Genomic DNA, 21,043 nt, shown 5'->3' with positions numbered 1-21,043 from the left:
TTGGCTTGCCAACTGCAGGGCTACCGTTCGCGCCAGCGGGCCGGAGGCCTTAAGCCCGCCCTGTACTGCGAAGCAGTCAGGGTCGGGTAGTTTACAGGACAATCCCTTTCACGAGGACAATCCCTTTCACGACAATAGAAGAGATCCCGGAGCTGTTCTGCTTAAGACCTAGGGAGTCGGTGTGGCAGAGGGGATGCGCAGCTCTACAGCCGTATCCAGGCGAGAGCGTGGGGGTGGGGCTTCTCCCTGAGCCAGTTCTAGGTACTGGGCCAGCGGGTGATGCTCCTTCCAGCGGGATCCCACCTCAGCAGCCATCTGGGTGACTTGGATTTGATAAAGCTGGGCCAGCTCGGCAGCATTGAGGTTGCTCCGCTCCACCTGATCGCGACTGGCCTCGGCCAGGATATCTACCACAAGGTTGCCTTGCTCATCAAACCGCCACAGTTCCAGGCGGCTGCGGGAACGCAGGCTCAGCTCCGTTGGCGAAGCTGGTCGAGTGAGGACATCGACGCGGGCGATGACGATGGCTTCCAGGCCCAGGTAATCGAAAAATTGGCCCACCGCCTCCGGCTTGCGGCGATCCCACTCAAACAGCTCGTAGATGGGCCAGCCCACCTTCTGCAAAATGGGCTGAATGCGACGGTTGTCCAGGGGCACCACCTTCTCGCCGTTGGGGATCAAGCCCAGACGCACCGCCTCTATGGCCAGGCGCTGGCCCAACAGTTGGGTATGCTCCAACCCTCCCACCCCCAAAATGCCAAGGCGACGACGGGGTTGAGGCCGAATGGGCACCTGCAAAACCACATCCACAGGGGTGGTCAGGCCCCCTTGCAGCAGGATCTCCTGCTCTGCCTTTTCATAGTCGGGGTGCCACACCGTCAACAGCCAACGCCCGGCTGGGGCTTGGTCTAGCTCAAAAGCGCCCCGCTCATCGGTTTGAATCGGCTGATTGGGGTTCTCCATGCCCTCCAACTGCACCTGTGCCCCCGCCACAGGTTGCCCCACGCTGTTGCTCACCTGCCCCACCAGCCGTGCTGTTCCCTGGGGCTGCCCTCTGTTTTGGGAGGGAAACAACGGCGTCAACCGCGGAATGGGGGTGGCCGGAGCCTGAGCCAGCGCTCCTGAAGCCAGTGCCAGCCAGCCGCAGAGGGCCAGACTGCCTGTTCGCGAGAGCGTTGCGTAGCGATAGCTAATCCTGTGCCGGAGAGGATGAAAGAAGAAAAAAGGCATGGCGAAGGTTGCATCCGGTAGTAGCAGTCGGTTCTATTCTGCTCCGCACCCCTGACGCGAACAGGGCAAGATCCTGCTGCAGGGATCCTCACCCAGAAAAGGGGTTGTTGGTTTGCCATTGTTGGACAAACACCGGCACCATGTTGCGCACCTGCAGCCGAAACAGGCCCGCTGCCGCATCTTCAAACATCGGATCCCCGCCCACATCATCCCGCCCATAGGCTTCGTAGTAGCGAGCCCGATCCCCAGGCCGATCCCTCTGCAAGTCCACCACCACCACCACCCCGCGGCTGCGCAACTGGTTGGGGGTGAAATTGGGAATTTCCACCGGCACCGTCGGGGCCACAAAGCGTAAGGCCGTATTCAGCAGAGAGTTGCCCTGGCGGTTGTAGTCCCGCGAGATCTGCATCTGGGTCAAAAGGATGTAGCGCAATCCCAGGGCATCCCCGATGGCCTTCAGCTTGGCCAAATCGGAGGTGTAGCGCTCATCCCGATCCAACAACGTTAGGCCCTGGGTGAGGGGCAGAAGCGGCTCAAACCGAGGATCCGGCCCCAAAGGCCCCTTCAAGAGGATCACCGGTCGCTGGGGCTGCAACTCCTTCAGGGCCATGCTGAGGTGGCGGGCCAGCTCATCCGAGTAAACGGGTTCATCGGGCAAAAGGCCAATGCCCTCCGGCTGGCGGGTCGGTTCCCCGGGCGGCAGACGAATATCCTGAGTGGAGACAAAGCCGGCCCGGACTTCCACCTGGGTGCTGGTCAGGGGAAAACCCGGCACCTCCACATCCACCAAATACAGGCCGGCCGGCAGTTCCGGCAGCACGTAAGTGCCGTCGGCAGCAATGCGGACGGTTTGCCTGGGTTGGGTTGGCGTGGCGGCCAAGTGCAAAACCCCCGTCTGAACGGGTTGGCCGGCAATATCCAGCACCCGCCCGGTCACCACACCGCGGTTGCCTGGAGAGGGGACTCCCCCGTTCAGGACCTCTGTCCCGCCGTCGCCAACTTGAGCCTGAATATCCTGCAAACGGCGCAAAGCTGGGATCCCTGCTGCCACCACCCACAAATCCCGCTCCCCCAGCATCACCAGACCCGTCGGCTGTCCCTGCAGCCGCAGCGAGGCCACCAATCGCCCCGTCTGTAAATCCACCAGCTGCAGGCGGTCGCTATCGCGGGAGGTCACGTAAGCCCAACGTCCATCCGGGGAAAGGGCCAGCCGCGTCGGTCGCCAATCCAGGCCAACCCGCTGCAGGGCCTCGCCGCTGCGGCTCAGATCCAGCACTGTTAGATCTTGGCTGCCCGAGTTGAGCACCACCAAGCGTTGCCGTTCGGCATCCAAAGCCATCGCTTCCGGAGTATTGCCGCCGCGCCAACGGGCCAACAACTCCCCATTGTCTGGGTTGACCACCAGCAAACTGAGGGGATCCTCCCCGGCTAGACCCACAAACAGGGATCCCCGCTCCGCATCATAGGCCAGCGCCAAAGGGGGGCCGGGCATCGGCAAATTGCGGGCTTGCGGCTGCTCTGAGGGGTCGCTTTGCGCACCGCTGACGCGCAGGGGAGCAGCCATCACCGCCAGACTTTGGGCAGAAGGCATGGAGGCGAAAACCCGCCCTGTGACCCCATCCACGGCAATATCCAAAACTCCCGCCGGCAACCCATAAGCCTGAATCAGCTCCCCCGTCAGCAGATCGAGGGCCACCAGCCCAGGGGCATTGGGGCCAGAGGCGTAGACCACCTGCCGTGCCTCATCCACCCGCACCACACTGGGGGCAAACCCCACCGCCACCTGCCACAAGGGATCCCCGCTGGCCCCATCCAGCAGGGTCACGGCCTGCTCCTCCAACAGCCCAACCGCAACCCAGCCCCGATCCGGTACCCCATCGATGCGATCGGCAGAGCTGCGCAACGGCAAAAGCCAATCCCCCTCTGTCCTCAGGCCGTTCCCGTCCGTCGAAAAGTTCTCCACCGCAGAGGAGGAGCCTGCTGCCGGCAAAGGGATCCCTTGCCCCAGCACGGGGGATCCCAGCCCCAGCACGCTGCTCAGCACAACCAGCCATTGCCACCGCATGACCTTCCTCACTCCACAGCCGCGCCTGCTTTGACTCAGGAGATCCTTGCCCAACCAGCATAGCCAACCCGACCGTCCCCTCGGTGCCGGAAAGCCCAAACCCATTTTTTGACAGGCTGCCCAGACGAACATAGAATGGATATTCGCTGGTTTTGTCAGGATCAACCATGAAGGTACGGCCTTCCGTCCGTCGGATCTGCGAAAAATGCCGGGTCATCCGCCGCCACGGTCGGGTGATGGTCATTTGTTCTTCCAACCCCAAGCACAAGCAGCGGCAGGGCTAGAGGGTCGATGGTGGGTGGGTTCAGCCTGCAACGGGAGACAGAGGCAAAGGCTTCCGACACAACCGAGCAAAACGTTGGCTAGACCTCTCGGTGAGCATGGATCCCAAGACCGGCATCTCTACAGCAACATTTCTCTGAATGAGGATCCCATCTCAGGCAGGCAACTCAATCCTTACTGGGCAAGTGTGTTCGAGTTGGTTTGATTTGAAAGGTACCCCTGACTATGGCACGGATTGCGGGAGTTGACATCCCCCGAGAAAAGCGAGTGGAGATTGCCCTCACCTACATTTACGGCATTGGGCTAACCCGCTCCCGCCAGATTTTGGCGAAGACCGGTATCAATCCGGATACTCGTACCCGCGACCTCACCGACGCTGAGGTGGCCGCCCTACGGACGGTGGTGGAGGGCGAATACCAGGTAGAAGGGGATCTGCGCCGCCAGGAGGCGATGAACATCAAGCGGCTGATCGACATCGGCACCTATCGAGGTCGTCGCCATCGCCTGGGTCTGCCCGTGCGTGGTCAGCGCACCCGCACCAACGCCCGCACCCGCAAGGGGGTCAGGAAAACGGTGGCCGGCAAGAAGAAAGCTCCTGCCAAGAAGTAGTCGCTCGGCTTTGCGCGGAAGGCAAAACTCTTCCACCATCCCGAATCCCAACCCCAAACAGTCGATTGCAAGGACACCTGGATCATGGCTCGGCAGCAACGGCGCGGACGTAAAGTCAAAAAGAACATCCCCAATGGGGTGGCCTACATTCAGTCCACCTTCAACAACACCATCGTCACCATCACGGATCCCAACGGCGATGTGGTGTCTTGGGCCTCGGCAGGTTCTACGGGCTTCAAAGGGGCCAAAAAGGGCACTCCCTTCGCCGCCCAAATGGCAGCAGAAAGTGCGGCGCGTCAAGCCATGGAGAACGGCATGCGCCAGATCGAAGTGATGGTGAGCGGGCCGGGAGCCGGTCGGGAAACCGCCATTCGCGCTCTACAGGCAACGGGCCTGGAAATTACTCTGATTCGAGATATTACCCCCATTCCCCACAACGGTTGCCGTCCTCCCAAGCGGCGGCGTGTCTGAAGGATCCCGCGTTGAGGGCTGGTCGAGCGTCTGTAGGGGGTTTTCTCCAGAGCTACGCCATGCCCCAGCGAAGGTCTGCCCAAGCGTGAGATGACCTCGAAGTTTCATCAGTTCTCCAAACGGATATCGAGCCAGACGGACGGGGCCACTATGATGATTCAAACCAGCCGAACCCTCCCCCACTCTCTCGGCAGCAAAGCGAGCTCAAGCGCTGTTGCTTACCAGACCGAGTGTGTTGAATCTCATCGGGATGATAACGGCGTTCACTACGGCAAATTTGCTCTGGGGCCACTGGAGCGCGGCCAAGGGATCACGGTGGGCAACGCTTTGCGGCGGGTGTTGCTCTCCAATCTAGAAGGGACGGCGGTGACCGCTGTACGCATTGCCGGGGTGAGCCACGAGTTTTCCACGGTGCCGGGGGTGCGGGAAGACGTGATGGAGATCCTTCTGAACATGAAGGAGTTGGTGCTGCGCTCCACCGCTCCCGATACTCAGGTGGGCCGTTTGGTGGCTCAGGGGCCAGGGGAAGTCACCGCCGAGAAGCTGCAATTGCCCAGCGACGTGGAGGTGATCAACCCCCGTCACCACATTGCCACCCTGGCGGAAGGGGCAATTTTGGAAATGGAGTTCATGATTGGCCGAGGACATGGCTACCGCGCCGTCGATTACTCTGACAGCAAGGCGATGGCAATCGATTTTCTGCAGATCGACTCTGTCTTCATGCCGGTGCGCAAGGTGAACTACGCCGTGGAAGCAGCCCGGGTCGGCCAATCTTTGGAAAAAGATCGGCTAATATTGGAAGTCTGGACCAACGGCAGCCTCACCCCGCAAGAGGCCCTCAGCCAAGCCGCCCGCATTTTGGTGGGCTTGTTCTCGCCGCTGCAGGAGGTCAGCTTCGATACCCCTGTGCCGCCCCAGCCAGCCGAGGACAACCAGAAAAACCAGATCCCCATCGAGGAGCTGCAGCTATCGGTGCGGGCCTACAACTGCCTGAAGCGAGCTCAGATCAACACGGTGGCCGATCTGCTGGTCTACACCGAGGAAGATCTGCTGGAGATCAAAAACTTTGGCCAGAAATCTGCCGAAGAGGTGGTGCAGGCCTTGAAAAACCGCTTTGGTCTGACGCTGCCCCGCACCCGCGAAAAGGGCAAGGCGTAGGGTTCAGGTTCCGTCCAAAGTATCGGCACCGCCGGCACGACCGCGTCAAAACCCAAGGATCCCCGAAGACTGTAGGACAAAAGGCAGAGGTTACCATGCGCCACCGCCGTCGTACCCCCCACCTCAACAAGCCCGCCGACCAGCGCAAGGCCCTGATGCGGGCGCTGACCACGGCTCTGCTGCGGGAAGGGCGGATCACCACCACCAAAGCCCGCGCCAAAGCCATTCGGGCCACCACTGAGAAGATGATTACCCTGGCCAAAGAGGGATCCCTGGCGGCGCGGCGACAGGCGCTGGCCTATATCTACGACAAGGATTTGGTGCGCTCCCTGTTCGAGCAGGCTCCTGAGCGCTACCGGGATCGGGCCGGTGGCTACACCCGCATCCTGCGCACCGTGCATCGGCGGGGCGATGGAGCAGAAATGGCGGTTATCGAGCTGGTGTAGCAGGAAGGGATCCATGCCGTACCGTCGCATTGCCCTGAGAATTCAGTACCTCGGCAGCGGGTTCTGTGGCTGGCAGCGCCAGGCGTCCCGCCGTACCGTGCAGGGGGTACTGGAGGAGGCAATTGCGTCGCGGGCGGGACATCCGGTGACCCTCTATGGGGCAGGCCGCACCGATACGGGGGTTCATGCTGCAGGCCAGGTGGCCCACTTCGACACCACCTCCGGCATTCCTGCGGCGGAGTGGTCGAGGGTGCTGAACGACTGTCTGCCGGAAGATGTGGTAGTGCTGGCTTCTGCTCAAGTGCCTGACTCCTGGCACGCCCGCTTTTCGGCTCGCTGGCGCCGTTACCGCTACCTGATCCTGAACCGGGAGCGACCGGATGTGTTCTGGCGCCTCTTTAGCTGGCAAGTGCGTTGGCCTCTGCAGGTGGAGCCGATGGCGGAAGCCCTGAATTCCCTGCTGGGGGAGCACAGCTTGGAAGCCTTCCGGCGGCGGGGATCGGATCGGCCCCACTCGCGGGTACAGGTGCAGGAGGTGCTCTGCCAGCGGCTGGGGGACTTGATCAGCATCGAGGTGCAGGCCAGCGGCTTCCTCTACCGGATGATGCGGCTCTTGGTGGGATCCCTAGAGGTGGTGGGCCGGGGCCAGCTCAGCCCGGCACAGTTTGTCCACCTGTGGCAACACAACGACTGGAGCCAGATGCGCACCCGCTACAGCGCTCCTCCGCAAGGGCTGTGCCTGACGGATGTGGGCTATGCTGCGGATCCCTTCGGTCAACAGTTCGCCCACTCGCTGCCCTTTTGGGCCTTGCCCACAGAGCCTCCCTCCGCCCTCCGGTCGCCGGCTGCGTTGGCCCATTCCTGCGGTTGATCTGGGTGATCTCCAAGCTTGTCCTGATATGTTTCCTTGCCTGCCATGAACAAAACTCCCCTTCCCAACCCCGAAACTCTGGCGCCCCGCTGGTATCTGGTGGATGCTGCCAATCAGCGCCTGGGCCGCTTGGCCGCCGCTGTGGCCACCCTCTTGCGGGGTAAGCATAAACCGGACTTCACCCCTCACCTGGATACGGGGGACTATGTAATTGTGATCAACGCTGAGAAAGTGGTGGTCACTGGCAAAAAGCGCACCCAAAAGCTCTACCGCCGCCACTCCGGCCGTCCTGGCGGCATGAAAGTGGAAACCTTTGCCCAACTGCAGGCGCGCCTGCCGGAGCGGGTGGTGGAAAAAGCGGTCAAGGGAATGTTGCCCCACACCCGTTTGGGCCGGCGGCAATTCACCAAGCTAAAAGTTTATGTCGGGCCGAGCCACCCTCATGAGGCCCAGCAACCCCAGGTTTATCCCCTCAACACGATCCCAGGAGCCAAAGCATGACTCAAGCGAGCAGCCAACGAGCCGTTTATTGGGGAACGGGACGCCGCAAAACCGCCGTTGCCCGCGTGCGTTTGGTGCCCGGCACGGGCAAAATCATCATCAATGACAGGCCGGGAGACCAGTATCTGCAGTATCAAGAAGCCCTGCTGGCCAGTGTGAAGGGGCCGCTGGAGATCCTTGGTCTGGAAAACTCCTACGATATTCTGGTGCGAGCCCATGGCGGCGGCGTTCACGGCCAGGCGGATGCGATCAAGCTGGGGGTGGCGCGCGCCCTCTGCGAGGTGGATCCGGCCAATCGCGGCCCTTTGAAAGTAGAGGGTTATCTGAAACGGGATCCGCGCGCCGTGGAGCGGAAGAAATACGGCCTGCGCAAGGCCCGCAAGGCTCCCCAGTACTCGAAGCGCTAGGGATCCCTGCCGTTGTTTTTAGAGGAAGATGTTGATAGACAAGGGTATAGAAACAGGCCCAGAGGAGGAAAGGGTTATGCCCAAGAAAGGATTGCACCCGCAGTGGTATCCAGAAGCCAAAGTCATCTGCAACGGCGAAGTGGTGATGACGGTGGGATCCACCAAGCCGGAGCTCAAGGTGGATGTTTGGTCGGGCAACCATCCCTTTTTCACCGGCAGCCAGAAGATCATCGACAGCGAAGGCCGGGTGGAGAAGTTCATGCGCAAATACGGCATGAGCGGTGGCAAAAAGGCCAAGTAGAGGTTCCCCCATCTGGGTGTGGGCAATACTTGGATTCCTGGGTATTGCGAGTCTATGGCTTCTGCTCAACTGATCGACCAGCTTAAGAATGTCGAAGCCACCTTTCAGGAGCTGACGGTGCGCTTGGCCGATCCGGACGTGGCCACGGATCCAGCTGAGCTGCAGCGGATTGCCAAGGCCCGCTCCTCCTTGGAGGCCACCGTCCAGGCTTTTCACGACTGGCAAAAGCTGAATCGCGATCTGCAACAGACGGAAGAACTTTTGCGGGAATCGGCCTCCGACCCGGAGCTGGAGGCGATGGCAAGAGCGGAACTTGAGCAACTGCGGGCCCGCCAAGAACAACTGGAGGAAAAGCTCACCCTGCTGCTGCTGCCCCGGGATCCCAACGACGACAAGAACATTATGTTGGAGATTCGCGCTGGCACCGGTGGGGAGGAGGCGGCGCTGTGGGCGGCGGATCTGGCCCGCATGTACACCCGCTACGCCGAAAAGCTGGGCTGGTCGGTGCGTCTGGCCAGCCTCTCCGAAGGAGAGCTGGGGGGCTACAAAGAGGCGATCCTGGAGATTCAAGGGGATCAGGTGTACAGCAAGCTCAAGTTTGAAGCTGGCGTGCATCGGGTGCAGCGGGTGCCCGTCACCGAAGCGCAAGGCCGTGTCCACACCTCGACGGCCACGGTGGCGGTGATGCCAGAGGTGGACGAGGTGGAGGTGGTCATCGACCCGAAAGACATCGAAATCAAAACGGCACGTTCCGGGGGGGCAGGCGGCCAAAACGTGAACAAGGTGGAGACGGCGGTGGATCTTCTCCACAAGCCCACCGGGATCCGGGTGTTTTGTACCGAGGAGCGTTCCCAGCTGCAGAACCGCCAGCGGGCCATGCAGATTTTGCGGGCCAAACTCTACGAGATGAAGCTGCAGGAGCAACAGGCCTCCATTAGCTCTGCTCGGCGCATGCAGGTGGGAACGGGATCCCGCTCGGAAAAAATTCGCACCTACAACTACAAGGACAACCGCGTTACCGACCACCGCCTTAACCAAAATTTCCCGCTGCAGCCCATTTTGGATGGGGAGCTGGACGACCTGATCCAAGCCTGCATTGGCCTTTACCAGAGAGAGCTGCTGGCGGAGTTGTCCTAGGCTGGCTTTGGCCGGATGGATCCCTTCCTGAGAACCTTTCTTCTGCCAAGCTGGCGATAGAATGAATACTCACGTCGAGAACCCAGACTCCCCATGCTGGCCGAATACCGCCAACACGCCGCTGCCCGCGAGGCCCAAGGGATCCCGCCGCTGCCCTTAAACGCTGCCCAGACCAGCCAGGTGTGCGAGCTCCTGAAGGCCCCGCCTGCCGGCGAAGAAGCCTTTTTGTTGCACCTCTTAACAGAGCGCGTCCCGCCGGGGGTCGATGAAGCCGCCTATGTGAAAGCGGGCTTTTTGGCCGCTGTGGCCAAGGAGGAGGTTGAATCCCCGTTGATCACTCCCCTGCGGGCGGTGGAGCTCTTGGGCACCATGCTGGGGGGCTACAACGTCCAGGTTTTGCTGGATCTGTTGCAGGATGCGCGGCATGAGATCGCAGCGGCAGCAGCCCGCGCCCTCAGCCACACCCTGCTGGTTTTCGATGCCTTTCACGACGTGCTGGAGCTGAGCCAGTCCGGCAATGCCTATGCCCAACAGGTGATCGAGTCCTGGGCCAATGGCGAATGGTTTACCGCCAAAGACCCCCTGGCCGCAGCCATCACCGTGACGGTGTTCAAAGTTGCCGGCGAGATCAACACCGACGACCTTTCCCCCGCCGCCCACGCCACCACCCGCCCGGATATCCCCCTCCACGCCCAGGCCATGCTGGAGTCCCGCGCTCCAGGATCCCTGGTCACCATTGCCGAGCTGAAGCGCCGCGGCCATCCCGTTGCCTTTGTGGGGGATGTGGTGGGCACCGGCTCCTCCCGCAAATCCGCCCTCAACTCGCTGCTCTGGCACATCGGCCACGACATTCCCCATGTGCCCAACAAGCGGGCCGGGGGGGTGATCCTGGGGGGCACCATTGCGCCCATCTTCTTCAACACCGCCGAAGATGCCGGGGCCTTGCCCATCCAGTGCGATGTCTCCCGCCTGGAAACCGGCATGGTGGTTACCATTTGCCCCTACGAAGGTGTGATCCGCTCTGAGGCCGGCCAGGTTCTCTCCACCTTTTCCCTGCGGCCCGTGACCCTCCCCGACGAAGTGCGGGCGGGGGGACGCATTCCCCTGTTGATTGGCCGTGCCCTCACCGACAAAACCCGCCAAGCCTTGGGTTTGCCTCCCTCGACCTTGTTTATCCGCCCCACTCCACCGGCAGACACCGGCAAAGGCTATACCCTAGCGCAAAAAATCGTGGGCAAAGCCTGTGGGCTGCCAGGCGTGCGCCCGGGCACCAGTTGTGAGCCCCTCATTACCACGGTGGGATCCCAGGACACCACCGGCCCCATGACCCGTGATGAGCTGAAGGAGCTGGCCTGTCTGGGCTTCAACGCCGACCTAGTGCTGCAGAGCTTCTGCCACACCGCCGCCTATCCCAAGCCGGTGGACATCCAGATCCACAAAGAGCTGCCCGACTTTTTCGCTTCCCGCGGGGGCGTTGTCCTGCGTCCCGGCGATGGCATTATCCACTCCTGGCTCAACCGCATGCTCCTGCCGGATACCGTCGGCACCGGGGGCGACTCCCACACCCGCTTCCCCTTGGGGATCTCCTTCCCGGCGGGATCCGGTCTGGTGGCCTTTGCCGCCGCCATGGGGGTGATGCCCTTGGACATGCCGGAATCGGTGCTGGTGCGCTTTAAGGGGGAACTGCAGCCGGGGATCACCCTGCGGGATATTGTCCATGCCATCCCCTACGTGGCCATTCAGAGGGGGCTGCTCACCGTTGAGAAAAAAGGCAAGAAAAACGTCTTTGCCGGGCGCATCATGGAGATCGAGGGCCTGCCGGATCTGAAGGTGGAGCAAGCCTTCGAGTTTACCGATGCCTCGGCAGAGCGCAACTGTGCCGGCTGTACCATCCAGCTGAGCCTCGAGACGGTCTCAGAATATCTGCGCTCCAACGTGGTGCTGCTGAAAAACATGATTGCCCGCGGCTACCAGGATGCGAGAACCTTGCTGCGGCGCATCGCCAAAATGGAAGCCTGGCTGGCCAGCCCCACCCTCCTGGAGGCGGATGCCGACGCTGAATACGCCGAAGTCATCGAAATCGACCTCAGCACCATCACCGAGCCAATTGTCTGTGCCCCCAACGATCCCGACAAGGTGATGACCCTGAGCGAAGTCCATGCCCAACACGCCGCCGGCAACCCCGATACGCCGATCAAGATTGACGAAGTTTTCATCGGCTCCTGCATGACCAACATCGGCCACTACCGCGCCGCCGCCAAAATCCTGGAAGGCCAAGGGCGGGCCAAGGTGCGCCAATTCTGGATCTGTCCGCCCACCCGCATGGATGAGGCACAACTGCGCTCGGAAGGCGTATACGGCATCTTTGCTGCCGCCGGGGCCAGAACGGAAATGCCGGGATGCAGCTTGTGTATGGGCAACCAAGCCCGCGTGGAAGACGGGGCCACCGTCATGTCCACCTCCACCCGCAACTTCAACAACCGCATGGGCAAAGACGCGCGGGTTTATCTGGGATCCGCCGAGCTGGCCGCCGCCTGCGCCCTTTTGGGCCGGATCCCCACCCCTGAGGAGTACCGAGAGATCGTCTCCACCAAGATCCAGCCCTTTGCCGGCGAGCTGTACCGCTACCTCAACTTCCACGAGATCCCTGGCTTTGAGGACGAAGGACGGGTCATCCCGCGGCAGCACGTGGAGGAGCTGTCCAGGAGCCGTTCTTGAGCGAGAATAGGGGCTAGCTGCCCTGATAGCATGGCAGGGATCGCCCCATTGCCCTGGAGAAAGCTCAATGGCCCTGAATCCAAAGAGGATCCGCCGCATCCACCGCACCCTTGCCCCCATTCTGGCCCTGCCGTTGGTGGTGACGGTGCTGACGGGATCCCTGTATCAAATTGCCCGCCTTAACGAAAACTTCGACTACTACTGGCTGATCCAAATCCACAAAGGGCAGTGGGGCCCCCTCGACCTGCAAGCGGTTTACCCCTTCTTAAACGGACTGGGGCTGCTGGTGATGGTGGCCACCGGCCTCAGTATGTGGTTACCCACAAAACCCCATCGCCGCCCCAAACATACGGAGTCCTAGAGGGTTTTGGATGGATAAACCTGTAGGGTAAATACCTAAGAAACATTCCAGAAAACCCTACACTTCTCGGAATAGATTTGAATACACTAGAAGCATAGAGGTTTTGCTTGCACCTCTAAAGTTGAGCCCCAAAAGCTAAGCTCCAAACTCGAACTGGAAGTCAAAAAAGCAAAGTAATAGAGGAGGAGGATGCTCTATGGCTCTTGTCCGCTGGGATCCATTTCGTGAAATTGACGAAATTCAACGGGAAATGAACCGGATGTTCGACCGGTTGATTCCTCGCACCACCGAGGCCGACGGCTTCGCCTTCATGCCGGCAGTGGAGATGCACGATGATCCCGAAACCATTACCCTGAAGCTGGAGCTGCCCGGCTTGAACCCCAACGACTTGGATATCCAAGCCACAGCCGAAGCGGTCTCCATCACCGGGGAACGGCGATTTGAGAAGCGCTCTGAAGACAAAGGGGTAACCCGGACTGAATTCCGTTATGGGCGCTTCCAACGGGTGATCCCACTGCCGAACCGGATCAAACACGATCAGGTGAAAGCCGAATACAAAGATGGGATCCTCACCCTCACCTTGCCCAAGGCAGACTCTGAAAAAGCCCAAGTGGTTAAAGTGAGCGTTGTCTCCTGATGGGCGTAGCTGAAGCTGCTCTGAGGTTAGGCAATTTTCCATGAGGAAAAAAGATCCCATAGGGGTAGGCTCATCGCCTACCCTTTTTTAGTCCTTTTTTGCGTTTTGGTTTTTCAGCTTGCGCTCATTTCAAGCAGGAATAAATCGGGTTCGCTGCAGGGATCCCCAGCCTTCCCTAGCGAACTTAAACCGAACCCCATTTGACTTTTGCCCGCCGCTTTGGATAGGGTTTGAGTGCGCAACGGAGCCAAGGTTGAGAGCATGGCCAGCGTTACCTACGAACACGTTACCAAGCGCTACAGAGACACCACCGCCGTCCATGACCTGAACATCACCGTCGAAGACGGGGAATTTCTCGTCTTTGTCGGCCCCTCCGGCTGCGGCAAAACCACCTCCCTGCGCATGCTGGCCGGCTTGGAAGAAGTGAGCGCCGGCTCCATCTACATTGGCGATCGACGGGTGAACGATGTCCCCCCCAAGGATCGGGATATCGCCATGGTCTTCCAATCCTACGCCCTCTACCCCCACATGACCGTGGCCGAGAACATGGCCTTTGGCCTCAAGCTGCGCGGCCTGCCACGGGCGGAGATCGAAAGCCGGGTTAGGGGGGTGGCCAAGCGCCTTGGGATCGAACACCTGCTCAACCGCAAGCCCAAGGAACTTTCGGGTGGGCAACGGCAGCGGGTTGCCGTCGGGCGGGCCATCGTGCGCAATCCGGCGGTGTTTTTGATGGATGAGCCCCTCTCCAACTTGGATGCCAAGCTGCGGGTACAGGCGCGGGCCGAGATCAGCAAGTTGCACATGCAACTGGGCACCACCTTTATCTACGTTACCCACGACCAGGTGGAGGCCATGACCATGGGCAACCGCATCGCCGTCATGAAGGATGGCCGCCTGCAGCAGGTGGATACCCCCCACACCCTCTACACCCGCCCGGCCAACCTGTTTGTGGCCGGGTTCATCGGCAGCCCCGCCATGAATTTCTTCCAGGCCAAGCTGCGGGAGCAGGAGGGCACCCTCTGGATCGATACCGGCGCCTTCCGCGTGGCCATCCCGCCCCACCAGGCAGAGCCCTATTGGCAATACGTCGGCAAGTCGGTCATCTTCGGCATCCGCCCGGAAAACATCCACGATCCCCACTACCAACCCCCAGGGATCCAACCTGCCCCGGTGCGGGCTAAGGTCTCGGTAACGGAGCTGGTGGGCCATGAAGTAATCCTCTATCTCAGCACCGCCGACCGAGAAGGGATCCTGGCCGAGCAGGAGTTTATTGCCCGCGTGGATCCCCGTACCCAGCTGCGCGTCAACCAGTGGGCGGAAGTGATCTTCGACATGGATCGCTTCCACCTGTTCGATCCCGAAACCGAGCAGCGGCTGGGATAAGCGCTGGGATCGCCTTAGAATCCTAGATAAGCTGAGAAAGGCAGGGATCCCTATGCCGGAGCAATCCACTTCCAAGTTGGTTCAGGCGCAGTTTGACGAATTTCCCTACCCGAATGTCCCGATTGAGCAGACGGTTACGGATAACTTCGCGCTGTTTGCCAACAGCCTCACCACCGCTTACTATCGCCGCAACCGCAAGGTGGTCAAACCCGAGGGCAAAGTGATGCTCAACGCCGGCTGTGGCTCCGGCTGGGAGACCCTTGTGCTGGCCACGGCCAATCCGGGTGCCACCTTCGTCGGGGTGGATATCTCGGCAGAATCCCTGAAAATGGCCCGGCAGCGCCTTGAGTTTCACCAGATCCCGGATGTGCGCTTCGAGGTGATGGATATCACCGATATGAGGGCGCTGGGGCAACAGTTCGATTTCATCGCCTGCAACGACGTCCTCTACCTGCTAGAGGATCCGGTGGCCGGGCTCAAAGGCATGCGCCAAGTCCTCAAACCGGACGGCATCATCCGCACCAATGTCCACAGCCTCTATCAGCGGCAGTTTATTTTCAACATGCAGGATGCCATGGAGCTGCTGGGGGTGATGGATGAGCCGGCTGCCAAAGCCGTTCCCATCCTCAGGGAGCTGATGGATGCCCTTCACGAGGGCAGCTTCGTCAAAAGCCACTGGCAGGGGGATGCCATCAAAACCACCAATGGGATCCTGGCCAACTTTCTGCTGCGCAGCGACAAAGGCTTTACCGTACCTCAGGTCTTTGAGATGCTCCGCCAAGCCGGGCTGGAGTTCATCAGCATGGTCAATTGGCAGCAGTGGAAGCTGGAGCGGGTCCTCACCAAGCCCGTTCCCTACGCTCTGCGCCAAATCAAAAAGCTCAACCAAGAGGAGCTGCTGCACTTTATCGAGTTAATCTTTCCTAACCTGACCCGCCTGATCGACTTCTGGTGTGGCCACCCCACCGGGGCCACTTCTCCCCAACCCTTCAGCAACGAGGAATGGAGAAATGGCTCGGTACACGCCCATCCCCTGCTGCTGAGGCTCAATGCCAAAGCTGCCTTTGAGAATGCCATCCGCGACAATGGCCCGGTCAACATCAACGGCTGGCCCGGCTCCGAGGGCAACATCACCATCGATCCCTTCTCGGTGCGCTGGTTGATCGATGTTTTTGGAGAAGAGCCTGTTCCTGTACAGGCCCTGGCGGCCAAGGCGCTAGATCTCATGGATTGGACCCCCGAAGAGGCCTTTAACCAAGTGGTGGCCAATCTCAAGTTCCTTGAAGAGCGGCTGGTGGTGCTGTTGCACTCGCCGCTGCGTTGAGTTCAAGAACCTACCCCCCTCTCCCCCTGGGAGAGGGGCTGGGGGTGAGGGTCTGCAGCACCCTGATTTGCTCGGCCCGAATGGCTGCCGGGATCCGCCCTTCCGCATCGACGTTGACGGCGAACCGAACGGTGCCTTCCATTTCCACCGCATCGCCTGGGCGCAGATCCAGCCAACTGGCAGAACGGCCAAGGCGGGTCACTTGAACATCCTCAGCAGGAACCACCGAGACCCACGTGCCCGCGTAGCGATCCAAGCTGGGGCTGACTTTTTCCAAGTTGACCCCAATCCAGCCCTCCTTGCGGTTGAGAAGTCGCACCGTCCCAGTTAGTTGGAAAGGCTGTGCTTCTTCCGCTAACTTGATTGGCTCGTAGAGAACCTCTGTATTTAAAGGCTGCAGCCGAGCCAACTCCACCCGCCACCCTTGAGCCTGGCGATAGAGGGTAACCTCCATAACTGCGCGCAGCCGACCCTCCGGCAAAGGCTCGTAGAAGCCCAACTGAGAGCGAAAAGGGCGAAACCGGGGATCCTCCCGATCCGGCTCTGTTAAAAATCGTTGCAGCTCCTCGGCAGTGAACTGGAAACGCAAAGTCGGCACCACCGCTTCTGGCTTCAGGATTGCCTCCACCCGGAAAATGGCCGTATTGCCCACCGCTTGAATGGGGGTGAGGGTAAACTCCTCCGCTGAGGGCCACGATTGATCCAAGGCCCCCGGAGGGATCCCTTTCAGCAGCCGCGGAGTGAGCAGGGCTTCTGCCGTGGCAAAATCCCGAGCATTGGCCGCCTGGACGAACGCCTGCAGCGTTTCCTCCGCCGTTTTGGCCTGCCAGCAACCCCCCAGGGGCAGCAGAGCCAGCACCAAGAAAAACCACGCTCTCACATCCACACCCTCCCCAAGATGACTCTTGCTCCCAGATCTCCCTGAAGGCGACAGCTCTAGGGATTCTCGGTTGGAGATGGCGCGGGATCCGTTGCTTCCGTCTCTTCTGGGTTTTCCGACTGGGATCCCGAAGCAGCAGGTGGCTTATCCGGCTGCCACACTTCAATTCGCCAGCCGCGGTCTTGCTGGTAGAGGGTGATCTTGACGCGGGAGGTTACCGTCTCTCCCTCCAGGCGCAGACCCACCAACTGCGGGGCCAACTGCTGATAGGTGGGATCCGCCAGATCCGGCTGGGTCAAATACTTGCGCAACGTCAAGGGATCCAGCCCCAGGCGCTGGGCCGCATCCTCCAGCGAGTCGGTGCCCTCCACCCAGACATAGGCCGTCTTCCCGGTCACCTCTTGGTTGCGCACCTGCACGTTCTCCCCCACCGTGCCCCAAATCGAAGGCAGGGATCCCGGCCGGAGGGCATTGCTGAAGCGCTGGGTCAGGTAGCTGTCTGCCGTGCCCCAGTCCCCCTTCTCGGCAGCAGCGATGAAAGTGCTCACCACCTGGTCAGGAGTTTGCACAGGAGCTGCCTGGGTACAGGCGATCCCTCCTGCCAAGGCGGCAGCAGCAATCCAGACGGGGAAACGGCGTACCATGAACACTCCTCAACAACAAGCAGCACTGCTTCCCTAGATAGACTACCTGATACATTCACGCTGAACTCTCCTGAACATGGTTCAGGAAAGAAGCGATCGCATCCTGCCTATCTCTGAGCAGGAAGGCGGTATCCCGCAAAGCCCTGAGGAATACCCCCCCGAGCGCTTTCCCCCTTCACTTCCCGGCAACCGTTGCGGTGGACTCAAGGATCAGGGGGAAACTTGGTCTACTATATCCCTCTCAATGACTTTTGCCAAACCGCTTAAAGCTCAGTAAATTCAGCAAAGTTCAGGGTTTTGGGGGTTAGAGGCATGCTCTCTTTTGCTGCTTCAGAGAAGGATGAGTTCCGGCAAAGTGATAGGATAGTCCAGCAGCTTAGTCAGCCAAGCCATGGGGATCCCCACCACTGCCGATGAATGTAACGAGCTGGGCATCTCTCACTGCTTGAAGGCCCAGCAAGCCAAAACCTCGCGGGAGCGACGTGCGGCTTGGGCCATGGCTCTGGCGGCCTGGCGGCAGGGTTTGGATCTCGATCCCAACCATCTCCCCTCCCAGTTCAATCGCCTCCATGCCCTTTTGGCCTTGGGAAGCGGCTACACGGCCCTCCAAGAGGGAAAAGAGCTGCTCTCCCGGCTTTTGACCCAGCGTTACCTAGAAGATCCCAGCTTGGGCCTAACCGGATCCCAGCCCAAGCTCGCTTGGGATCCCCCTCGTCTGGCTTCTGCTAGCAAAAAGGCCCGCCGCTCTTCTAAGGCCGCTTCTGCTTCCCGCCTTGGCCCCCGCGAGCGCTACCTCCACACTCTAGCCCGTTGGCTAGCCCACCACAGCGGGGTTATCTATCGACCGGAGTCATTGCCCTACTGGCGGCTGGCTGCAGCCATTGACCCAGAGGATCTAGAGGCGCAAATGGTGGTTGCCATGAATGCGGCAGCGCAGGCGCAGCCGGAAGGGGCTTTCTTGCTGCAGAAAATAGCCGACCATTTCCCTGGGCAGAAGGACAGGGCCCTGCAAGTGCTGCAACTGGCTCTAGATCGCTACATTCCGCGGCAGGATCCCTCCAAGGCGGAGTCGGATTCAGCAGAGCAAGAGTTAGAAACGCCTCCTAACGGAGATCCAGCCTCGGAGGCGGTGGCCAGTATGGAAATTTGGACTCAGTATGAGGGGTACAAGCTGAGGCTGGAGCCAGACCTTAAGAGCATTGCAACCTTCGTCCTCCTGGCTCAAGATCGCTGGTTTGAAAGTGAAATCGAGCTGTGTCGGCAAATCCTCAAGCCGGGCATGAACGCCATTGACGTGGGGGCCAACGTTGGGGTTTACACCTTTCTCTTTGCCCGCTGTGTGGGCGAGTCTGGGAAAGTCTATGCCATCGAGCCCACGCCGGGGTGTTTGCAGTGCTTGCGGGCAACTGTTGCTCAAAACCAACTCGATCCCTCTGTACAGGTCGTGGAAGCTGCAGTTGGCGAAGAGCCTCGGGAAGTTTATTTGGTTTGCGAAGGGGCCAGCGTTTTCAACCGCATCGTCACGGATCCCATGTCGGTTGTAGAAGAAACCAAGCCGGTGCAGCAAATTACCTTAGACGAGCTGTGGATCTCAGAGGGCAAGCCCACCATCGATCTGCTCAAAATTGACGCGGAAGGGGCAGAAGTTCCCGTTTTGAAGGGGGGGAGAAAACTTATCGAGACCTGCAGCCCGGTAATCCTGTTTGAAAACCAAAATGTCGGCCAGTTTTCAGGTTTGGAGTCGGCGAAGCTTCTCGCCGAATTAGGCTATCTCATTTATGTTTACAACCCGATGATCCAAGATCTCAGTACCGTTCAGGCTTCTGTGCAACTGCCAACTGCGTTAAACTTGGTTGCCGTGCATCCGAATCGCTTTTCTCTGGCGAGCAAAGCTGGTCTGATCTAGCCGTTTCTGTGGAGTAGAGTAATGCCTTTCCCGATTAGCGAGATCCTCGGCAAAGACATGCCTTTTATCCGAATTGCAGACGTGGGGGCGATGTTTCTGGGCGGCGATAACTTCGACAAGCTGGTTCAGGAAGGGCATGCCCAAGTGATAGGATTTGAGCCCCAGAAGGAAGAGTGTGAAAAGCTCAACGCCAGAGCCCTAGCCGAGGCTCCTCGCGCCGACAAAGTGAAGCGGCAGTACTTTCCCTACTTCATTGGGGATGGATCCCGCCGCAAGTTCTATTTCACCAATGCCGGCTACACCTCCTCTCTTTATGAGCCCGATCAGGAGCTGGCCCAGCATTTTGAGAACTTGGCGGAAGTTTGTCGGGTAACTCGGGTCGAGGAAGTCCAGACTACTCGGCTAGATGACATTCCAGAACTGGGCGAAGTGGACTTTCTCAAGATGGATGTTCAGGGAGCTGAGCTGGATGTTATCCGGGGCGCTAGAAAAACTCTACAGAGTGTTACTGTTATCCAAACAGAAGTCGAGTACATACCCCTCTACAAAGGCCAACCTCTTTTCAGCGACGTAGATATTGCCCTTAGGGAAGAAGGCTTTCTCCTCCACGGCATGACCAGCAACTTCGGTGCCTGCCTCAAGCCCTTTTCAGCCAGAACCTATCGCCCTTACACCCAAGTGCTGTGGTGCGACTATGTTTACGTCAAAAACTTTATGCACTTGGGTCGGCTCTCCCCGCGCCAGCGGCTGGCAATGGCGGTGGTTTTGCATGAGGTTTACCTGTCCTACGATCTGGTAGCTTTCATCCTGGGCGTCCATGACCAAATTGCCCAAACCCGCTACAAAGACTTCTACCTGGCCAAAATGTTTGCCGCTCTCAATGTTTCTTAAGTTGCCAAGACGAGGTGGGGGATGGTCGTCATTGATGGGGTTATCTGGCAGTCGGAAGGGTTTTCTCGCTCTCCACTTTTGGATCAGTCCTACCTGTGGCTGAGCCTCATTGAAGAGTGGGTCAAGGCCAAGAAGGCAACGGAGTTTGTGGTGCTCACCCGCGGGCAAACTTGGCTGCCGCCGGGAACTTTTTTTTCCGAGATCCCCCGCTTTGCTTTTGCAGAGGCAGATGAGGATCGCACCGGCCTGCAGAGCGCCTGCGACCAGCTCAAGGCCAGGCTGTTTCTCTCCACCGGCTACACCACCCCCATCTCCACCCCTTCCATCGCCTTCATCTACGACCTAGAAGCAGAGGCCGGCAGCCAGTTTCATCCAGAATACATCGAGAAGAAAAACGCCATCTTGGCTGCTGCCCACTACGTTTTCTTCTCCGATGAAGTGCTTGCTGGCTTCCGAACCCACTACCCCGGGATCCCTCCCGAGCAGATGTCGCTAGTCTACCCGGCCATTGAAGGCTGGGCCAAGCCGGCTCCTCCCGATGCCATGGCCGAGTTTCGCCGCAAGTTTCAGTTGACTCGCCCTTTTTTCTTGGCCGTCTTGCCCGAACAGCTGGCTGATTACCGTGGCATCCAGGCTGTCAGCCAAGCTTGGGAGATCCTGCAGGGCCAAAGGCTCTCCCGCACCGAGCTGGTCTTTGCCTTTCCCAGTCCTCTGGAGGTGGATCCTGTCAAAGCGCAACTGCCCCAACGAGAAGGCCTTCGCTACCTCAGCCTGAACAATCCCGAGCTTGCCTGCGCCTATTCCTCGGCTCTGGCGCTGGT

At 59.8% G+C, this 21,043-nt stretch carries 22 protein-coding genes; 18 read left to right on the top strand and 4 right to left on the bottom strand.

From position 1 onward, the window contains the following. Positions 1–168: 168 nt before the first annotated feature. Both ACVWZ1_RS12455 and ACVWZ1_RS12450 read right to left on the bottom strand, forming a co-directional pair. Positions 169–1,230, bottom strand: a complete 1,062-nt coding sequence (locus ACVWZ1_RS12455) for a carboxypeptidase-like regulatory domain-containing protein (RefSeq protein ID WP_414424564.1) — start codon at positions 1,228–1,230, stop codon at positions 169–171. Between the two features lie 88 nt (positions 1,231–1,318). After that, the gene (locus ACVWZ1_RS12450) at positions 1,319–3,295 is read right to left on the bottom strand and encodes a carboxypeptidase regulatory-like domain-containing protein (protein ID WP_457503546.1); all 1,977 of its coding nucleotides are present in this window, start codon (positions 3,293–3,295) and stop codon (positions 1,319–1,321) included. A 167-nt stretch (positions 3,296–3,462) separates the two neighbouring features. On the opposite strand from ACVWZ1_RS12450, the gene rpmJ reads away from it, so the two are divergent. The 15 genes from rpmJ (at position 3,463) to ACVWZ1_RS12375 (ending at position 15,901) form a co-directional block, all read left to right on the top strand. Continuing rightward, a complete protein-coding gene (gene rpmJ / locus ACVWZ1_RS12445) occupies positions 3,463–3,579 on the top strand; it encodes a 50S ribosomal protein L36 (RefSeq protein ID WP_011433187.1) in 117 nt (38 codons plus the stop codon). Positions 3,580–3,802: 223 nt separating this feature from the next. Then, positions 3,803–4,186: a 30S ribosomal protein S13 gene (gene rpsM / locus ACVWZ1_RS12440; protein WP_011433188.1), complete on the top strand. Its 384-nt coding sequence runs from the start codon at positions 3,803–3,805 to the stop codon at positions 4,184–4,186. 84 nt (positions 4,187–4,270) lie between these two features. Next, entirely contained in the window at positions 4,271–4,657 is a 387-nt protein-coding gene (rpsK, locus tag ACVWZ1_RS12435; RefSeq protein ID WP_011433189.1) for a 30S ribosomal protein S11, read from the top strand. A 150-nt stretch (positions 4,658–4,807) separates the two neighbouring features. Beyond that, positions 4,808–5,815, top strand: a complete 1,008-nt coding sequence (locus ACVWZ1_RS12430) for a DNA-directed RNA polymerase subunit alpha (protein WP_414409115.1) — start codon at positions 4,808–4,810, stop codon at positions 5,813–5,815. A 95-nt stretch (positions 5,816–5,910) separates the two neighbouring features. After that, positions 5,911–6,261 (top strand): 50S ribosomal protein L17, encoded by a 351-nt coding sequence (gene rplQ / locus ACVWZ1_RS12425; protein ID WP_414355790.1) that lies wholly within the window; start codon positions 5,911–5,913, stop codon positions 6,259–6,261. A 13-nt stretch (positions 6,262–6,274) separates the two neighbouring features. Next, a complete protein-coding gene (gene truA, locus ACVWZ1_RS12420) occupies positions 6,275–7,132 on the top strand; it encodes a tRNA pseudouridine(38-40) synthase TruA (protein WP_457503544.1) in 858 nt (285 codons plus the stop codon). 45 nt (positions 7,133–7,177) lie between these two features. After that, a complete protein-coding gene (rplM, locus tag ACVWZ1_RS12415; protein ID WP_414355792.1) occupies positions 7,178–7,633 on the top strand; it encodes a 50S ribosomal protein L13 in 456 nt (151 codons plus the stop codon). After that, positions 7,630–8,040 (top strand): 30S ribosomal protein S9, encoded by a 411-nt coding sequence (gene rpsI / locus ACVWZ1_RS12410; protein ID WP_011433194.1) that lies wholly within the window; start codon positions 7,630–7,632, stop codon positions 8,038–8,040. Before rplM ends, rpsI begins: the two co-directional genes overlap by 4 nt. 76 nt (positions 8,041–8,116) lie before the next feature. Next, complete coding sequence (gene rpmE, locus ACVWZ1_RS12405) at positions 8,117–8,341, top strand: 50S ribosomal protein L31 (protein WP_011433195.1); 225 nt, start codon at positions 8,117–8,119, stop codon at positions 8,339–8,341. 54 nt (positions 8,342–8,395) lie between these two features. After that, positions 8,396–9,478 carry a peptide chain release factor 1 gene (gene prfA / locus ACVWZ1_RS12400; RefSeq protein WP_457503542.1) on the top strand — a complete coding sequence of 361 codons (1,083 nt, stop codon included), beginning with the start codon at positions 8,396–8,398 and terminating at the stop codon, positions 9,476–9,478. Positions 9,479–9,571: 93 nt separating this feature from the next. Continuing rightward, positions 9,572–12,196, top strand: a complete 2,625-nt coding sequence (acnB, locus tag ACVWZ1_RS12395; RefSeq protein WP_457503540.1) for a bifunctional aconitate hydratase 2/2-methylisocitrate dehydratase — start codon at positions 9,572–9,574, stop codon at positions 12,194–12,196. A 67-nt stretch (positions 12,197–12,263) separates the two neighbouring features. Further along, positions 12,264–12,557, top strand: a complete 294-nt coding sequence (locus tag ACVWZ1_RS12390; protein ID WP_414355795.1) for a PepSY domain-containing protein — start codon at positions 12,264–12,266, stop codon at positions 12,555–12,557. A gap of 196 nt (positions 12,558–12,753) precedes the next feature. After that, positions 12,754–13,194 carry an Hsp20/alpha crystallin family protein gene (locus ACVWZ1_RS12385; RefSeq protein ID WP_011433199.1) on the top strand — a complete coding sequence of 147 codons (441 nt, stop codon included), beginning with the start codon at positions 12,754–12,756 and terminating at the stop codon, positions 13,192–13,194. A 261-nt stretch (positions 13,195–13,455) separates the two neighbouring features. Then, on the top strand, positions 13,456–14,577 hold the full coding sequence (locus ACVWZ1_RS12380; protein WP_457503538.1) for an ABC transporter ATP-binding protein: 1,122 nt from the start codon (positions 13,456–13,458) through the stop codon (positions 14,575–14,577). Between the two features lie 52 nt (positions 14,578–14,629). After that, positions 14,630–15,901: a class I SAM-dependent methyltransferase gene (locus ACVWZ1_RS12375; RefSeq protein ID WP_457503536.1), complete on the top strand. Its 1,272-nt coding sequence runs from the start codon at positions 14,630–14,632 to the stop codon at positions 15,899–15,901. A gap of 10 nt (positions 15,902–15,911) precedes the next feature. On the opposite strand, the gene ACVWZ1_RS12370 is transcribed toward ACVWZ1_RS12375, so the two are convergent. Together ACVWZ1_RS12370 and ACVWZ1_RS12365 are read right to left on the bottom strand one after the other, a co-directional pair. Further along, a complete protein-coding gene (locus ACVWZ1_RS12370) occupies positions 15,912–16,787 on the bottom strand; it encodes a hypothetical protein (RefSeq protein WP_457503534.1) in 876 nt (291 codons plus the stop codon). A gap of 50 nt (positions 16,788–16,837) precedes the next feature. Further along, positions 16,838–17,425, bottom strand: coding sequence for a hypothetical protein (locus ACVWZ1_RS12365; RefSeq protein ID WP_457503533.1), 588 nt, complete (start codon positions 17,423–17,425; stop codon positions 16,838–16,840). Positions 17,426–17,816: 391 nt separating this feature from the next. Between ACVWZ1_RS12365 and ACVWZ1_RS12360 the strand changes: the two genes are divergently transcribed. The 3 genes from ACVWZ1_RS12360 to ACVWZ1_RS12350 all read left to right on the top strand — a co-directional run. Further along, positions 17,817–19,331, top strand: coding sequence for an FkbM family methyltransferase (locus ACVWZ1_RS12360; protein WP_457503532.1), 1,515 nt, complete (start codon positions 17,817–17,819; stop codon positions 19,329–19,331). Positions 19,332–19,352: 21 nt separating this feature from the next. Further along, positions 19,353–20,222 (top strand): FkbM family methyltransferase, encoded by an 870-nt coding sequence (locus ACVWZ1_RS12355; protein WP_457503530.1) that lies wholly within the window; start codon positions 19,353–19,355, stop codon positions 20,220–20,222. A gap of 21 nt (positions 20,223–20,243) precedes the next feature. Further along, on the top strand, positions 20,244–21,043 hold an 800-nt coding region (locus ACVWZ1_RS12350; protein WP_457503529.1), incomplete at its 3' end, for a hypothetical protein.

This window comes from Thermostichus sp. MS-CIW-25, assembly GCF_054060015.1.
The sequence above is the reverse complement of the archived record's forward strand: the minus strand, read 5'-3'. Positions and strand labels throughout refer to the sequence as shown.

What these genes read in the sequence shown, in the direction of transcription:
- ACVWZ1_RS12455 (WP_414424564.1), bottom strand. Translation starts at nt 1,230, where the DNA reads ATGCCTTTTTTCTTCTTTCATCCTCTCCGGCACAGGATTAGCTATCGC.
- ACVWZ1_RS12450 (WP_457503546.1), bottom strand. Translation starts at nt 3,295, where the DNA reads ATGCGGTGGCAATGGCTGGTTGTGCTGAGCAGCGTGCTGGGGCTGGGA.
- rpmJ (WP_011433187.1), top strand. Translation starts at nt 3,463, where the DNA reads ATGAAGGTACGGCCTTCCGTCCGTCGGATCTGCGAAAAATGCCGGGTC.
- rpsM (WP_011433188.1), top strand. Translation starts at nt 3,803, where the DNA reads ATGGCACGGATTGCGGGAGTTGACATCCCCCGAGAAAAGCGAGTGGAG.
- rpsK (WP_011433189.1), top strand. Translation starts at nt 4,271, where the DNA reads ATGGCTCGGCAGCAACGGCGCGGACGTAAAGTCAAAAAGAACATCCCC.
- ACVWZ1_RS12430 (WP_414409115.1), top strand. Translation starts at nt 4,808, where the DNA reads ATGATGATTCAAACCAGCCGAACCCTCCCCCACTCTCTCGGCAGCAAA.
- rplQ (WP_414355790.1), top strand. Translation starts at nt 5,911, where the DNA reads ATGCGCCACCGCCGTCGTACCCCCCACCTCAACAAGCCCGCCGACCAG.
- truA (WP_457503544.1), top strand. Translation starts at nt 6,275, where the DNA reads ATGCCGTACCGTCGCATTGCCCTGAGAATTCAGTACCTCGGCAGCGGG.
- rplM (WP_414355792.1), top strand. Translation starts at nt 7,178, where the DNA reads ATGAACAAAACTCCCCTTCCCAACCCCGAAACTCTGGCGCCCCGCTGG.
- rpsI (WP_011433194.1), top strand. Translation starts at nt 7,630, where the DNA reads ATGACTCAAGCGAGCAGCCAACGAGCCGTTTATTGGGGAACGGGACGC.
- rpmE (WP_011433195.1), top strand. Translation starts at nt 8,117, where the DNA reads ATGCCCAAGAAAGGATTGCACCCGCAGTGGTATCCAGAAGCCAAAGTC.
- prfA (WP_457503542.1), top strand. Translation starts at nt 8,396, where the DNA reads ATGGCTTCTGCTCAACTGATCGACCAGCTTAAGAATGTCGAAGCCACC.
- acnB (WP_457503540.1), top strand. Translation starts at nt 9,572, where the DNA reads ATGCTGGCCGAATACCGCCAACACGCCGCTGCCCGCGAGGCCCAAGGG.
- ACVWZ1_RS12390 (WP_414355795.1), top strand. Translation starts at nt 12,264, where the DNA reads ATGGCCCTGAATCCAAAGAGGATCCGCCGCATCCACCGCACCCTTGCC.
- ACVWZ1_RS12385 (WP_011433199.1), top strand. Translation starts at nt 12,754, where the DNA reads ATGGCTCTTGTCCGCTGGGATCCATTTCGTGAAATTGACGAAATTCAA.
- ACVWZ1_RS12380 (WP_457503538.1), top strand. Translation starts at nt 13,456, where the DNA reads ATGGCCAGCGTTACCTACGAACACGTTACCAAGCGCTACAGAGACACC.
- ACVWZ1_RS12375 (WP_457503536.1), top strand. Translation starts at nt 14,630, where the DNA reads ATGCCGGAGCAATCCACTTCCAAGTTGGTTCAGGCGCAGTTTGACGAA.
- ACVWZ1_RS12365 (WP_457503533.1), bottom strand. Translation starts at nt 17,425, where the DNA reads ATGGTACGCCGTTTCCCCGTCTGGATTGCTGCTGCCGCCTTGGCAGGA.
- ACVWZ1_RS12360 (WP_457503532.1), top strand. Translation starts at nt 17,817, where the DNA reads ATGGGGATCCCCACCACTGCCGATGAATGTAACGAGCTGGGCATCTCT.
- ACVWZ1_RS12355 (WP_457503530.1), top strand. Translation starts at nt 19,353, where the DNA reads ATGCCTTTCCCGATTAGCGAGATCCTCGGCAAAGACATGCCTTTTATC.